The sequence below is a fragment of the Sphingosinicella humi genome (genome assembly GCF_003129465.1).
In the GTDB taxonomy this organism is placed as follows: Bacteria; Pseudomonadota; Alphaproteobacteria; order Sphingomonadales; family Sphingomonadaceae; genus Allosphingosinicella; species Allosphingosinicella humi.
The window spans coordinates 69,612-83,568 of record NZ_QFFF01000001.1; the positions used below are offsets into that span (position 1 = coordinate 69,612).

A 13,957-nucleotide genomic window follows, 5' to 3' on the forward strand; every position below is an offset into this window, starting at 1 on the left:
TATCAATACCGTGATCGCCGCGCCTTGACCGACCGGTCGCCCGACGCACACGGTTCACCGCCGCCGGAAGCGCTCGACAAAAGCGGCGGGGGTGCCCTAGGCATGCCCTTCAGCGAGGGGAGTTTTTCATGAGATCGACGCGTGCCGCCTGCCTGTCCATCCTGCTGCTGAGCGGCGTCTCGAGCGCGGCGCTGGCGGCCGAGCCGGCGGCGACGGTGCTCAAGGGAACGACGGCCGAAACGGGCCTGCTGCCGGTCCATGTCGACAGGAAAGAGGGCCGCATCCTCCTGTCGCTGCCCGCGCCCGACGCGGAGGGCATTTCCGGCCGCTATCTCTATGTGACGGCGCTGAAGACCGGCCTCGGCTCCGCGCCCGTCGGCCTCGATCGGGCGATGAGCGGCGGATCGGAGCTGCTCGTCTTCCGCCGGGTCGGCAAGAAGATCGTGGCGGAGATCGAGAATCCCCGCTTCCGCGCGCCCGCAGGGACCGACGCCGAGCAGGCGGCGGCGCGCGACAGCTTCGCCTATTCGACAGTCTGGATGGGCGATATCGCGGCAGAGACGGCGGACGGACAGCTGCTGGTCGACATCTCCAGCTTCCTCACCCGCGACGTCATCGGCATCGCCAAGCGGCTGAACGACAGCCTCGGCGAGGAGGTCAAGGGCAAGGAGTTCAAGCTCGTCCCCGAGCTCACGGTGGCCGACCCCCATTCGGTGAAGGTGTTTCCGGAGAATATCGAGATGGAGGCCCGCCAGACCTTCGTCTCGACCGATCCCGGCGCGGAAATCCGCAACATCGCGCCGACCACCGGCAATCTGAGCTTCATCGTCCGCCATTCGCTGGTGAAGCTTCCCGAGGCCGGTTACGAGCCCCTCCCCTTCGACCCGCGCACCGGCAGCTTCGGAACGCAGGTGCTCGATTATTCGGCGCCACTGGGCCAGCCGATCGTAAGAGAGCTGGTCAACCGCTTCCGCCTCGAGAAGATCGATCCGGACGCGCCGCGCTCGCGGGTCAAGAAGCCGATCGTCTTCTACATCGACCGGTCCGCGCCGGAGCCGATCCGCACCGCCCTGCTGGAAGGGGCGAGCTGGTGGAAGCAGGCGTTCGAGGAGGCGGGCTTCATCGAGGCCTACCGGGTCGAGATACTGCCCGAAGGCGTCGACCCGCTCGACGCGCGCTACAATGTCGTCAACTGGGTCAACCGCGCCACCCGCGGCTGGTCCTACGGCCAGGCGATCGAGGATCCTCGCACCGGCGAGATACTGAAGGGCAATGTCCTGCTGGGCTCGCTCCGCGTCCGTCAGGACATGCTGATCTTCGAAGGTCTGGTCGGCGCCGACAAGGTGGGTGACGGCGGTCCCGACGATCCGATCAACGCCGCCCTCGCCCGCATCCGCCAGCTCTCGGCGCACGAGGTCGGCCACGCCCTCGGCCTCGCCCACAATTTCGCGGGCAGCACGCAGGGCCGCTATTCGGTCATGGACTATCCCGCGCCGCGCGTGACCCTGGCCGACGGGCGGCCGAGCCTCGCCGATGCCTATGGCGCTGGGCTCGGCCGGTGGGACGTCTTCGCCGTCGACTGGCTCTACGGCAGCGACAGCCAGGCGGAAGCCGACGCGAAGGCCTCAGCGGCGGTGGCCGAGGGCTTGCGCTTCGTCGCCGATGACGACGCGCGTCCGCTCGACGCCGCCCAGCCGACGGGCAGCCTCTGGGACGATTTCGCCGATCCGGCCGCCGAATTGGAGCGGATGATCGCCGTCCGCCGCGCAGCGGTCGACAATTTCGGGCTCGCCGCGCTTTCCGCCGGCGAGCCGGTCGCCAATCTCAGGCGCAAGTTCGTGCCGATCTGGCTGCTCCACCGCTACCAGGTGGAGGCGGCGGCCAAGCTCGTCGGCGGCGTCGACTTCTCCTATTCGCGGCGGGGCGATGGCCTCGAAACCTCCTCGCCCGTCCCGGCCGATGCGCAGCGGGCCGCGCTGGATGCGCTGCTCGCGACGCTCTCGCCGGAAGCGCTGACCGTCCCCTCTGGGCTGATCCCGCTGCTTTCGTCCGGCTGGTCGGGGAACAACGACCGCCAGAACGACATCGAGATATTCGACACGGCCGGGGGGCCGGTGTTCGACGCCATGGTCGCCGCCGAAACCGCCGCCGCCGTCACGCTCGACACGCTGCTGGAGCCCGAACGCCTCAACAGGCTGGCGCAGCAGCACAGGCTCGACGAAGGCATGCCGGGACCCGACGAGCTGTTCGATCGCCTGCTCGCGACGGTTCTCCCCACGGGCGGCCGAGACGCCATGGCGGAGGCCGTCCAGCGGCGCGTCGCCACGACGACGATATTCGAGCTCGCCCGTCTGCGGCGCGAACCCAACCTATCGCCGACTTTGGCCCTGAAGCTCGACGACCGGCTGCACCGGCTGGCGGCACGGCTCGCCGAAGGGAAGGCGGGAAGCGAGGACACCCGCCAATGGGGCCGCGGCCTGGCAAGGCTGCTGCGCGACCGCGAGGCGCTGGACAAGGTCCTCGCCGACGAGAAGCGCAAGCCCAAGATACCGCCCGGCATGCCGATCGGCTGAGCGGGTGGCAGCGACGCTGCGATTGGTTCCACCCCCCGATTCGTCTCGCCGTGTCAGGCGAACGGTTCGTCTCCATTGTCCGCAATTCAGCTGACAGCAATGACCGTTCGTTTATGATGAACCCCTTCAAACATAAGGCGTTCCTTGCGCCGAGAGAGGGGATCGGATGACATTGGGACGGCAGATCATAGCGCGTCGGAAACTGCACAGCAGCACCACGACCGCCTTCATTGCCGCCCTCTCGGTTTCCGCCCTGCTCGCGGCCTGCATCCCGCAGGCCCGATCCGCGGAAGTCGCCGCGACGCCCAAGGCTCGGCCCGCCGTCGCCTCCACGCAGACCCAAACGGCGCTTCCGCAGCCCGCACCGTCCCCCGCGCCGGTCGTTCCGGCGACGGTGTTGACGGCGCAGCGCATCCTCGATGCCCGCATCAATGAGCTCGGCCGCGCCTTCAACGGCGACATCGGCATTGCGGTCAAGGACATCCAGACCGGCTGGACCAGCCATTATGACGGCACCACCTGGTATCCGCAGCAGAGCGTGAGCAAGTTCTGGGTCGCGCTCACCGCCCTGGCCGAAGTCGACAAGGGCAATCTCAGCCTGGCGACGCCGGTGACCCTGGGTCGCGACGATCTCACGCTCTTCCACCAGCCGATCCGGGCGATGGTGCTGAGCGGCGGCTACACGACGACGCCGAACGATTTGCTCCACCGCGCCATCCAGCAGAGCGACAACACCGCCAACGACTTCCTGCTGTGGCGAGCGGGCGGGCCGGAGGCGGTGCGCGCCTATCTCGATCGCATGAATATCGAGGGCATCCGGTTCGGCCCGGGCGAAAGGGCCCTCCAGAGCAAGATCGCCGGACTGGAGTGGAAATCCTCCTATTCGATCGGCAACAACTTCTATGCCGCTCGCAACGCGGTTCCCGACGCCGTCCGCCGCCAGGCGTTCGAAAGCTATATCGCCAATCCGATGGACGGCGCGACTCCGCTCGGCATCGTCGATGCGCTCGCCCGGCTGAAGAAGGGCGAGTTGCTCTCGCCTTCCTCGACGGCGCTGCTGCTCGAGATCATGTCCAATACGCGGACGGGCCCGACCCGGCTCAAGGGCGGCCTCAGCGGCGGCTGGCGCCTTGCCCACAAGACCGGCACCGGCCAGGTCTTCAAGGGCGAGCAGGCGGGCTATAACGACATCGGCATCGTCACCTCGCCGAGCGGCCACAGCTATGCCGTGGCGGTGCTGATCCGCCGCACCTCCGCTCCCAATATCCAGCGCATGCGCACCATGCAGGACACGGTCCGGGCGATCATCGACTATCACGAGAACCTGCAGGGCTACACCATCGCCATCGACGACCGCGAGGACGGCAAGATCTACCGCGTGGGCGGGTAGCGAGTTACTCCCCGTCATCCCGGCGCTGGCGTTTGAACCCGCGCCGACTAAGGTGTCGCCATGGCCCGGCCCCAATCCCCCGACTATGACAAGCGGCGCGACGCGATCATCGCGACGGCGGCCAAGCTTTACGCACGCCGGGGCTTCCAAGGCGCGTCGGTGGCCGACCTCGCCAAGGCGTGCAACACCTCGAAATCCCTAGTTTACCACTACTTCCCGTCGAAAGAGGACATACTCTACGAAGTGATGGCGGCGCATCTGGAGGCGCTGGTCGATGCCGCCGACGATGTGATGCGCAGGGGCGACGCGAAGGAGCGGCTGCGCGCCCTCGCCCTCGCCTTCATGCGCCTCTACGAAGGCGCGCAGGACCATCACAAGGTGCTGCTGAACGAGCTCGACAACCTGCCCAGCGAACGACGTGCGGAGGTGGTCCGCAAGCAGCGGCGCATCATTGCCGTCGTCGAAAATCTCATCCAGACGATCCGGCCGGATGCCGGCGCGACCGCCCTGCCCCTCACCATGCTGTTCTTCGGCATGATCAACTGGACGCACACCTGGTTCCGGCCCGACGGCGCCATGTCGGCCGAAGAACTGGCCTATCTGGCGGTGGACCTGATGCTGAATGGATTGGGCGAACTCTCATTGCGCTGACTCTCCGCGCGTCATTGCGAGCGCAGCGAAACAATCCAGCCACGCCCGAGCTGGATTGCTTCGTCGCTCCGCTCCTCGCAATGACGAGCCTCAGGCGTCGTAGTCCAACTCCACGCCCGGCCCTTTCGGCACCGACTGGCATGTCAGGACGTAGCCGGCCTCGATCTCCTCGTCGCTAAGGCCGTAGCGGGCGGCCATCTCGACCTCGCCGGAGATGACGCGGGCGCGGCAGGTGGCGCAGACGCCGGCCTTGCAGGCGTAAGGCGCGGGGAGACCGGCAGCGCGGGCGCTGTCGAGGATGTTGCCGGCCTCGGCATCGAACGCAACACGGCGCTTCCGGCCGTCGAGGGTTACCTGCATGGTGAGGCCACGGGCCTGGTCCTGAAGGACGTGCATCTGCGCCTCGACGGCGGCCGAGGGGCGGTCGGCGGTGAAGCGCTCGATATGGATCTTGTGCTTGTCGACGCCGCGCTCCAGCAGCGCCTCCTCGGCCGCGTCCATCATCGGGCCGGGGCCGCAGATGAAGAAGCCCGCCACCGCTTCCGGCTCGACCAGATGCTGCAATATCTCGTCGCACTTGGTACGATCGAGCATGCCGTTGAAAAGGTCGATATCTTCCGCCTCCTCGGCGAGGAAATGATAGACTTCGAGCCGCCCCATGAACCGGTTCTTGAGGCGCGCCAGCTCTTCCAGGAAGATCACCGACTGGCTGTCGCGGTTGCCGTAGAAGAGGCTGAAGCGACTGTCCGGCTCGACGCTGAGCGCGGTCTTGATGAGCGACATGACGGGGGTGATGCCGGAGCCCCCAGCGAAACCGACATAATGATTGGCGGCTGCCGGGTCGAAATCCCAGGTGAAGCTGCCGTGCGGCGCCATCACCTCGACGCTGTCGCCGGGCTTCAGATTGTCATTGGCCCAGTTGGAGAAGAGTCCGCCGGCGATACGCTTGACGGTAACCTTGAGCTGCCCCTCGGCCGGAGCGACGCAGAGGGAATAGTTGCGACGCACTTCCTCGCCGCCAATGTCGCACCTCAAGGTGAGGTGCTGGCCGGGCTTGAAGCGGAACGTCTCCCGAAGCGCGTCCGGCACGTCGAAGCGAATGGATTTGGCCTCGGCGGTCTCGGGCACGACCTCCGCGACGGTCAGGGTGTGGAAATCGATCGACATTCAGCGGCTCAATGACATTTGAAGAGGTCGAACGGCTCCAGGCAGGAGCGGCAGCGCCATTGCGCCTTGCAGGGCGTGGAGCCGAAGCGGCTGAGCTCTTCCGTATCGGTGGAGCCGCATTGCGGGCATTCGACCGCGCGCGTTCCCGCCGGTGTCGGCGGGGCGATGCCATAGGCCTTGAGCTTGGCCTTGCCTTCCTCGCTGATCCAGTCGGTCGACCAGGGCGGCGAGAGGGTCGTGTCGATGCGGACCTCGCGGTAGCCCGCCGCATCGAGAGCATCGCGTATGTCGCGCTCGATCACCTGGGTGGCGGGGCAGCCGGTGTAGGTGGGCGTGATCGTCACCCGCTCCGGCGTCACCTCTCGGACGATACCGAGGTCAACGACCGAGAGCACCGGGATTTCGGGATCGGGCACCCCTTGGAGCACGCGCCAGAGCCTACCCACCACCTCGTTCGTGCCGAGCGTAGTCGAGGCGCGTTGCTCAGACTCATTGCCGGCGCCCCTCGACTTCGCTCGGGACGAACGGGCCTCCTCTACCTGCACCGCTACCATGTCGCCTCCGGATAGGTGCGGGGGAGGAACTGCAGGGTGCAGAGGATGTGGCCGAGATGCTCGCTGTGGTGGCCGTCGCGGCCGCCGAGGATGGGGCGCTGATCCTTGGGGGCTTCGAGGCCTGCCTGCTCGAGGACTGCGCGGATTTTGCGGTCATAATCGGCGCGGAAGGCGGTGACGTCGGCGCCGATGCCGCGCTCCGCCATTTCGCGCGCGACCACGTCCATCTCGAACAGTTCGGGGACGAAGCGCCAATTCCAGTCGAGCCCGTCGATCATCCGCCGGCGGCTTTCCTCGGTGCCGTCGCCGAGGCGAATGACCCACTCGGCGCTGAGCTCTTCATGATAGGCGACTTCCTTCACCGCCTTGGCGGCGACGGCGGCGATGGTTTCGTCTTTGGAGGTCGTCAGGCGCTCGAACAGCAGCTTCTGCCAGGTGGAAAAGAGGAATTGCCGCGCCATGGTCTGGGCGAAATCGCCGTTGGGCTGCTCGACGAGAAGGCAGTTGCGGAAATCGAGCACATCGCGGTGGAAGGCGAGCGCGTCGCCGTCGCGGCCCCGCCCTTCGACGGCGCCGGCATGGTTCAGGAAATGCGTCGCCTGGCCGATCAGGTCGAGCGCGATGTTGGCAAGGCTGAGATCGACCTCAACGCTCGGCGCATGCCCGCACCATTCGCCGAGGCGCTGACCGAGGATCAGGCTGTCATCGCCGAGGCGGAGGAGATAGTCGAACAGCGGGCGGTCGCGGTCTTCGGCACGCGGATCGAAGGCACCCTCGCCCGTCGCGCCCTTGGGCAGGCCGATGGGAGGCAGCGAGGCCATCAAATCCTCCCCGGAACAGGGAGGGGGACCGCGACGCGGAGCGGCGTGGTGGAAGGGTCGCGAGCGCAGCGAGCACGGAGAGGCCGTCGACCCCTCCACCATGCTGCGCATGGTCCCCCTCCCCGTTCCGGGGCGGATTTCAGGCTTGCGCGATCACCACTCATATGTGCTTCACGTCGTCCGGGATGTTGTAGAAGGTCGGATGCCGGTAGATCTTGTCCTCGGCGGGCTCGAACATCGGGCCGTCCTCGGCCGGATCGGAGGCGATGATCTGGGCGGAGGGGACAACCCACAGGCTCACGCCCTCCATGCGCCGCGTATAGGTGTCGCGGGCGTGGCGGACGGCAATCTCCGCGTCCGGCGCGTGGACGCTGCCGACATGACGGTGCGAGAGGCCGCCCTTCGAGCGGACGAACACTTCCCAGAGCGGCCAGTCTTTGGTCATGCGATCCTCCCCGGAACGGAGAGGGGGACCGGCCGCCGAGGGCGGTTGGTGGAGGGGTCGCGAGCGCCAGCGAGCATGGAGAGGCTCCGACCCCTCCACCATGCTTCGCATGGTCCCCCTCCCCGTTCCGGGGAGGATTTTACCCGCCGCACCATCACGCCGCCTCCCTCTTCGCGCGCTTCCCGGCATAGGCCGCCGCCGCCTCGCGCACCCACGCGTTGTTTTCCCAGGCGTCGCGGCGGGCCTTCATCCGTTCCTTGGCAACCGGACCCTCGCCCTTCACCACGGCGTAGAATTCCTCCCAATCTATTTCGCCGAAATCATAGCCGCCCTTTTCATCGTTCCACTTGAGGTCCGGGTCCGGCACCTTGAGGCCGATCGCGTCGGCCTGCGGCACGGTGATGTCGACGAATTTCTGGCGAAGCTCATCATTGGTGTCGCGCTTGATCCGCCAACGCATCGACTGGGCGGTGTTGGGGCTGTCGGCGTCGGGCGGGCCGAACATCATGAGGCTGGGCCACCACCAGCGGTTCAGCGCATCCTGCATCATGCGCTTCTGCTCGGGCGTGCCGTTCGCGAGCGTCATGCAAATCTCGTAACCCTGACGCTGGTGGAAGCTCTCCTCCTTGCAGACGCGGACCATGGCGCGGGCATAGGGGCCGTAGGAGGTGCGCTGCAGCGGCACCTGGTTCATGATCGCGGCGCCGTCGACCAGCCAGCCGATGGCGCCGATATCCGCCCAAGTGAGCGTCGGATAGTTGAAGATGGTGCTGTACTTGGCCTTGCCCGAATGCAGCGCCTCGATCATCTCCTGGCGGCTCGTGCCGAGCGTCTCGGCGGCCGAATAGAGGTAGAGACCGTGCCCCGCCTCGTCCTGCACCTTGGCAAGCAGGATGGCCTTGCGCCTGAGCGAGGGCGCGCGGGTGATCCAGTTGCCCTCCGGCAGCATGCCGACGATCTCGCTATGCGCATGCTGCGAAATCTGCCGGGTGAGCGTGCGGCGATAGGCCTCGGGCATCCAGTCCTTGGGCTCGATGAACTCGTCGGCGGCGACGCGCGCTTCGAACGCGGCGAGCTTCTCCGGGTCCTCGATAGGCGCGACGGCCGGCTTGGCCGACTTCTGCAGTTCGGTGGTGTACATGGCTGGCTCCTTGGGCGCATTCTACCGTTCGCCGACCGATCGGTCAATGAATCCGGCAGCTTTGCCTCACTGTTTCAACGCGCAGCTCCATCCCGAAGTCGCATCGGAAGAAAACGTCATCCCGGCGACGGCCGGGATCTCAAAACCAGAAGTCTCGGCGGGTCTTAGCGAGACCCCGGCCTACGCCGGGGTGACGATTCGTCAAACCCGCTCGATCACCATCGCGATGCCCTGCCCCACGCCGATGCACATGGTGGTGAGGGCGTAGCGGCCGCCGGTGCGGTGGAGCTCTTCGGTGGCGGTGAGGACGAGGCGGGCGCCGGACATGCCGAGGGGGTGGCCCAGCGCGATGGCGCCGCCATTGGGGTTCACTTTCTCCGCGTCGTCGGGGAGGCCGAGCTGGCGCATGACGGCGAGGCCTTGGGCGGCGAAGGCTTCGTTCAATTCGATCACGTCCATGTCGGCGATGCTGAGGCCGAGGCGCTTCAGCAGCTTCTGGGAGGCGGGCGCAGGACCGATGCCCATGATGCGGGGCGGGACGCCAGCGACGGCGGTGCCGACGATGCGGGCGCGGGGGGTGAGGCCGTTGCGTTTGGCGGCTTCCTCCGACGCGACGATGAGGGCGGCGGCGCCGTCGTTGACGCCCGAGGCGTTGCCGGCCGTCACCGTGCCGTCAGAGCGGACGATCGGACGAAGCTTCGCCAACGCTTCGAGGCTGGTCTTGCGCGGGTGTTCGTCCCTGTCGACGACGATCGGATCGCCCTTGCGCTGGGGGATAGTGACGGGGACTATTTCTGAGGCGAGACGGCCGTTCTCCTGGGCGCGGGCGGCCTTTTCCTGGCTGCGGACGGCGAAGGCGTCTTGGTCCTCGCGGGAGACCTGAAATTCCTGGGCGACATTCTCGCCGGTGCTCGGCATGCTGTCATCGCCGTACGCGTCCTTCATCTTCGGATTGACAAAGCGCCAGCCGATGGTGGTGTCGTACATCTCGGCGTTGCGATCGAAGGCCGAGGTCGCCTTGGCCATGACGAAGGGGGCGCGGCTCATGCTTTCCGAGCCGCCCGCGATGACGAGATCGGCATCGCTGCCGCGGATCGCGCGCGCCGCCATGGCAACCGCGTCCATACCGGAGCCGCACAGGCGGTTGAGCGTGACGCCGCCGGACGTGTCGGGAAGCCCGGCAAGGAGGGCGGCCATGCGGGCGAGGTTGCGATTGTCCTCGCCGGCCTGGTTGGCGCAGCCCAGGATGACGTCGTCGAGGTCGGCCCAGTCGACTTGCGCGTTGCGATCGATCAGCGCCTTGATCGGGATGGCGGCGAGATCGTCGGCGCGGACATGGGCGAGCGCGCCGGCATAACGGCCGATGGGGGTGCGGATGGCGTCGCAGATATAGGCTTCGGTCATGGGTGCTCCGTAGCAGCCCCTCTCCCTTGAGGGGAGAGGGATACGAAGACTTGCCAGCTTGCTGGCTAGTCGTAGTTGGGTGAGGGTGACAGCGGTGGAGACTATTCTCGGAGTCTGTCACCCTCACCCAGCTTCGCCTAAGCTCGCCAGAAATGGCTCGCTAAGGCTGCGCAACCCTCTCCCCTCAAGGGAGAGGGGCCTCGTCGATAAACGCCCCGCCCACTGTGCGGGAGAAGCCCTGGAATTCGGCGACGGCGCGGCCATCCTCGGTCTTCACGCTGACATTGTAGACGCCGGAGCGGCCGACGACGGCGGCCTCCTCAGCCTCCGCGATCAGCACTTCGCCTTCCTTCGCGCCGTCGAGGAACACCATCGTCGCCTGGGCGCCGACGGTGCGCACGTTGCGGCTGTTGCAGGCATAGGCGAAGGCGGTGTCGGCCAGCGCGAAGACCATGCCGCCATGGGCGCTGCCATGGCCGTTCAGCATGTCGGCGCGAAGCGTCATGCGGAGGCGCGAATAGCCCTCGCGCGCTTCCACTATCTCGATGCCCCAGGCGGGGCCGGTGCCCTCGCGTGCCAGCATGGCGTGGGCGACGGAGGCGGCGAGTTGATCGGGATCGGTCATCGGGACAGCCTAGCCCTTCTCCCCTTGCGGGAGAAGGATAGTGGAGCTTGCTGCGAAGCAGCGTAGCGGAGCTTGGTCGAGGGGTGCGCTCCGCAAGGAGCGCGCGCTTGCGCCGCAAGCGCACCCCCTCATCCCGCTCACGCTCCGCGTGAGTCGCCCTCTCCCACAAGGGGAGAGGGGCTGATAAGGACGATGCATGTCCAGCTACGAAACCATCCTCTTTTCGCAGGGCGAGGGCATCGCCCGACTCACCCTCAATCGTCCGGACCGCCTCAACAGCTTCACCGTGCAGATGCACGAGGAAGTGGCGGATGCGCTGGGCCAGCTGGATGAGGCGCGGGTGCTGGTGGTGACCGGCGCAGGACGCGGTTTCTGCGCGGGGCAGGATCTGAACGATCGGGCCGTGGCGCCGGGCGAGAGCGTCGATCTCGGCCATTCGGTCGAGACCTATTACAACCCCCTCATCCGCAGACTGACGTCCCTCCCACTCCCCGTCATCGCGCGGGTGAACGGCGTCGCGGCGGGGGCCGGCGCCAATATCGCACTCGCCTGCGACATCGTGATCGCGGCGAAGAGCGCGAAGTTCATCCAGTCCTTTGCCGCGATCGGGCTCATTCCGGACAGCGGCGGCACCTGGGTGCTGCCACGGCTAGTAGGACAGGCGCGGGCGCTGGGCCTGGCGCTGACGGCTGAGCCGCTGCCGGCGGAGCAGGCGGCGGAATGGGGGCTGATCTGGAAGGCGGTGGAGGACGAGGCGCTCGACGAGGAAGTCGATACGCTGGCAACCCGCTTTGCCTCGGCCCCGACGCGGGGGCTCGCGGCCATCAAGCAGATGATCCGGGCGAGTTGGGAGCACAGCCTAGACGAGGAACTGGACCTGCAACGCGACAATATGCGCGAACTGGGCCATAGCGAGGACTATCGCGAGGGCGTAGCGGCGTTCATGGAGAAGCGGACGCCGAGATTTACGGGACGCTAGAGCGAGACTCCCAAATCGTTCGTCCCGAGCGTAGTCGAGGGGCGTATGTGGTGAGTCCGTGCAGCGCCCCTCGACTTCGCTCGGGACGAACGCCTGTGAGGTGAGACGATGAAAACGCTGAAGCTCTTGAACTATGCCGCCGACCAGTGGGTGGCGGGCGATGGCGGTCTGGCGGAGGTGCATAGCGCCGTTACCGGAGAGGTGATCGCGGAGACGGGCAGCAGCGGGCTCGACTTCAAGGCGATGCTCGACCATGCCCGCAATGTCGGCGGACCGGCGCTCAGGGCGATGACCTTCCACGACCGCGCCTGGATGCTGAAGGCGCTTGCCCAGGCGGTGATGGCGCGCAAGGAGGAGCTGTACGAGCTCAGCTACAATAGCGGGGCGACGCGCACCGACGGCTGGATCGATATCGAAGGCGGCGCGGGCACGCTCTTCTCCTTCTCGTCCAAGGGCCGGCGCGAACTGCCCAACGGCCGCATCCTCGTCGACGGCGCGATGGAGCCCCTGTCCAAGGGCGGCAGCTTCGTCGGCCAGCACGTCTTCACCCCGCTCCAGGGCGTCGCCGTCCATATCAACGCCTTCAACTTCCCGGTGTGGGGCATGCTGGAGAAGCTAGGGCCGACCCTGCTCGCCGGCGTCCCAGCGATCGTGAAGCCGGCTTCGGCGACGGGCTATCTCGCCGAGGCCTGCGTCCGCATCATGATCGAGGCGGACGTGCTGCCCAAGGGCGCGCTCCAGCTCATCATGGGCGGTGTCGGCGACCTGATGGACCATCTGACGCTCCAGGACGTGGTGAGCTTCACCGGCTCGGCGCAGACGGCGATGAAGCTCCAGTCGCATCCGGTGATCGCCCGTGAGAGCGTGCGCTTCATCGCCGAACGCGACAGCCTCAACGCCTCGATCCTGGGGCCCGACGCCGCACCCGGCACGCCCGAATTCGATCTCTTCATCAAGGAAGTCGCGCGCGAGATGACGGTGAAGGCGGGCCAGAAATGCACCGCCATCCGCCGGGCCATGGCGCCCGCCGAGCATCTCGACGCGGTGCAGGACGCGCTCTCGGCCCGTCTCGCCAAGGTGAAGATCGGCGACCCGCGCGAGGAGGGCGTCACCATGGGCGCGCTCGCCAGCGCCCGCCAACTCAGAGACGTGCGCGAGCAGATCGGCAAGCTCCATAAGCAGGCGCGGATCGTGTCGGGCAATCCGGACCATGTCTTTCCGGGCCACGAGAAGGGCGCCTTCATCGAGCCGGTGCTGCTGCGAACCGATACGCCCTGGACCGCCGACGCCGTCCACGACATCGAGGCGTTCGGGCCGGTGTCGACAATCATGCCCTACAAGGACATGGAGGACGCGATCGCCCTCGCCAACCGAGGCATGGGCAGCCTCGCGCTTTCGCTCTTCACCTTCGATGCCCGAGTGGCGGAGGAGTTCGTGCTCGGCTCAGGCGCCTATCACGGCCGCATGATGATCCTCGACCGCACCAGCGCCAAGGAGTCGACCGGCCACGGCTCTCCCCTCCCCGTCCTCGTCCATGGCGGCCCCGGCCGCGCCGGCGGCGGTGAGGAGATGGGCGGCATCCGCGGCGTCACCCATTATATGCAGCGGACCGCGCTTCAGGGCTCGCCCGAGGTCCTGTCCAAGGTGGCGCACCAATGGCTGCCCGGCGCGGACAAGCCGACGGGGGACGTCCACCCCTTCCGCAAGCGGATCTCCGAGCTGGAGGTCGGCTACACGCTGAAGACCCACAGTCGCACCGTCACCTTGGAGGACGTCGAGCATTTCGCCCATTTCACGGGCGACACCTTCTATGCCCATATGGATGAGGAAGCCGCCAAGGCGAATCCGATCTTCGACGGCCGCGTCGCGCACGGCTATCTGATCCTCTCCTTCGCCGCCGGCCTGTTCGTCGAACCCGCGCCTGGCCCGGTGCTCGCCAATACCGGCCTCGACAATCTCCGCTTCGTGACGCCGCTCTATCCGGGCGATTCAATGCGGGTGGAGCTGACCGTCAAATCGACGAAGCTCCGCAACGAGGAGATGGGCGAGGTGCGCTGGGCCGTCTACGTCTTCAATCAGAAGGACGAGGTGGTCGCGACCTACGACCTGCTAACGATGAACGCGCCCTAGCGCATGCGAGCGTAACGACTGGAACGGCGATCGGCATCGGCCGTTGGCGAGGCGATTTCCACGCCCCCAAAGGAGAC

12 protein-coding genes are annotated in these 13,957 nt (G+C 66.9%); 5 read left to right on the plus strand and 7 right to left on the minus strand.

Annotated elements, in window-relative coordinates:
• Nucleotides 1–128 precede the first annotated feature (128 nt).
• The 3 genes from DF286_RS00380 to DF286_RS00390 all read left to right on the plus strand — a co-directional run bounded on the left by DF286_RS00380 (nt 129) and on the right by DF286_RS00390 (nt 4,614).
• Nucleotides 129–2,573 (plus strand): zinc-dependent metalloprotease, encoded by a 2,445-nt coding sequence (locus DF286_RS00380; protein WP_109269633.1) that lies wholly within the window; start codon nt 129–131, stop codon nt 2,571–2,573.
• 166 nt (nt 2,574–2,739) lie between these two features.
• Nucleotides 2,740–3,963: a class A beta-lactamase gene (bla, locus tag DF286_RS00385; RefSeq protein WP_207789982.1), complete on the plus strand. Its 1,224-nt coding sequence runs from the start codon at nt 2,740–2,742 to the stop codon at nt 3,961–3,963.
• A gap of 60 nt (nt 3,964–4,023) precedes the next feature.
• Complete coding sequence (locus tag DF286_RS00390) at nt 4,024–4,614, plus strand: TetR/AcrR family transcriptional regulator (protein WP_109269634.1); 591 nt, start codon at nt 4,024–4,026, stop codon at nt 4,612–4,614.
• 90 nt (nt 4,615–4,704) lie between these two features.
• On the opposite strand, the gene paaE is transcribed toward DF286_RS00390, so the two are convergent.
• From paaE to paaI, 7 genes are all read right to left on the minus strand, one after another.
• Nucleotides 4,705–5,781, minus strand: a complete 1,077-nt coding sequence (gene paaE, locus DF286_RS00395; RefSeq protein WP_109269635.1) for a 1,2-phenylacetyl-CoA epoxidase subunit PaaE — start codon at nt 5,779–5,781, stop codon at nt 4,705–4,707.
• Between the two features lie 8 nt (nt 5,782–5,789).
• Nucleotides 5,790–6,335: a 1,2-phenylacetyl-CoA epoxidase subunit PaaD gene (gene paaD, locus DF286_RS00400; RefSeq protein WP_109269636.1), complete on the minus strand. Its 546-nt coding sequence runs from the start codon at nt 6,333–6,335 to the stop codon at nt 5,790–5,792.
• Nucleotides 6,329–7,156 carry a 1,2-phenylacetyl-CoA epoxidase subunit PaaC gene (gene paaC, locus DF286_RS00405; RefSeq protein WP_109269637.1) on the minus strand — a complete coding sequence of 276 codons (828 nt, stop codon included), beginning with the start codon at nt 7,154–7,156 and terminating at the stop codon, nt 6,329–6,331. The genes paaD and paaC overlap by 7 nt, the downstream gene beginning before the upstream one ends.
• Before the next feature lie 160 nt (nt 7,157–7,316).
• Nucleotides 7,317–7,601, minus strand: coding sequence for a 1,2-phenylacetyl-CoA epoxidase subunit PaaB (gene paaB, locus DF286_RS00410; protein ID WP_109269638.1), 285 nt, complete (start codon nt 7,599–7,601; stop codon nt 7,317–7,319).
• A gap of 154 nt (nt 7,602–7,755) precedes the next feature.
• Complete coding sequence (gene paaA / locus DF286_RS00415; RefSeq protein WP_109269639.1) at nt 7,756–8,742, minus strand: 1,2-phenylacetyl-CoA epoxidase subunit PaaA; 987 nt, start codon at nt 8,740–8,742, stop codon at nt 7,756–7,758.
• Nucleotides 8,743–8,943: 201 nt separating this feature from the next.
• The gene (gene pcaF, locus DF286_RS00420) at nt 8,944–10,146 is read right to left on the minus strand and encodes a 3-oxoadipyl-CoA thiolase (RefSeq protein WP_109269640.1); all 1,203 of its coding nucleotides are present in this window, start codon (nt 10,144–10,146) and stop codon (nt 8,944–8,946) included.
• Between the two features lie 184 nt (nt 10,147–10,330).
• Nucleotides 10,331–10,771 (minus strand): hydroxyphenylacetyl-CoA thioesterase PaaI, encoded by a 441-nt coding sequence (gene paaI / locus DF286_RS00425; RefSeq protein WP_109269641.1) that lies wholly within the window; start codon nt 10,769–10,771, stop codon nt 10,331–10,333.
• Between the two features lie 196 nt (nt 10,772–10,967).
• Between paaI and paaG the strand changes: the two genes are divergently transcribed.
• Together paaG and paaZ are read left to right on the plus strand one after the other, a co-directional pair.
• Nucleotides 10,968–11,750, plus strand: a complete 783-nt coding sequence (paaG, locus tag DF286_RS00430; RefSeq protein ID WP_109269642.1) for a 2-(1,2-epoxy-1,2-dihydrophenyl)acetyl-CoA isomerase PaaG — start codon at nt 10,968–10,970, stop codon at nt 11,748–11,750.
• Nucleotides 11,751–11,858: 108 nt separating this feature from the next.
• Nucleotides 11,859–13,880, plus strand: coding sequence for a phenylacetic acid degradation bifunctional protein PaaZ (gene paaZ / locus DF286_RS00435; RefSeq protein ID WP_109269643.1), 2,022 nt, complete (start codon nt 11,859–11,861; stop codon nt 13,878–13,880).
• The last annotated feature ends 77 nt before the right edge of the window (nt 13,881–13,957 follow it).

Coding starts and splice junctions, on each gene's coding strand:
- paaB (WP_109269638.1), bottom strand. CDS start 7,601: ATGACCAAAGACTGGCCGCTCTGGGAAGTGTTCGTCCGCTCGAAGGGC.
- paaZ (WP_109269643.1), top strand. CDS start 11,859: ATGAAAACGCTGAAGCTCTTGAACTATGCCGCCGACCAGTGGGTGGCG.
- bla (WP_207789982.1), top strand. CDS start 2,740: ATGACATTGGGACGGCAGATCATAGCGCGTCGGAAACTGCACAGCAGC.
- pcaF (WP_109269640.1), bottom strand. CDS start 10,146: ATGACCGAAGCCTATATCTGCGACGCCATCCGCACCCCCATCGGCCGT.
- DF286_RS00380 (WP_109269633.1), top strand. CDS start 129: ATGAGATCGACGCGTGCCGCCTGCCTGTCCATCCTGCTGCTGAGCGGC.
- paaI (WP_109269641.1), bottom strand. CDS start 10,771: ATGACCGATCCCGATCAACTCGCCGCCTCCGTCGCCCACGCCATGCTG.
- paaD (WP_109269636.1), bottom strand. CDS start 6,335: ATGGTAGCGGTGCAGGTAGAGGAGGCCCGTTCGTCCCGAGCGAAGTCG.
- paaC (WP_109269637.1), bottom strand. CDS start 7,156: ATGGCCTCGCTGCCTCCCATCGGCCTGCCCAAGGGCGCGACGGGCGAG.
- paaA (WP_109269639.1), bottom strand. CDS start 8,742: ATGTACACCACCGAACTGCAGAAGTCGGCCAAGCCGGCCGTCGCGCCT.
- paaE (WP_109269635.1), bottom strand. CDS start 5,781: ATGTCGATCGATTTCCACACCCTGACCGTCGCGGAGGTCGTGCCCGAG.
- DF286_RS00390 (WP_109269634.1), top strand. CDS start 4,024: ATGGCCCGGCCCCAATCCCCCGACTATGACAAGCGGCGCGACGCGATC.
- paaG (WP_109269642.1), top strand. CDS start 10,968: ATGTCCAGCTACGAAACCATCCTCTTTTCGCAGGGCGAGGGCATCGCC.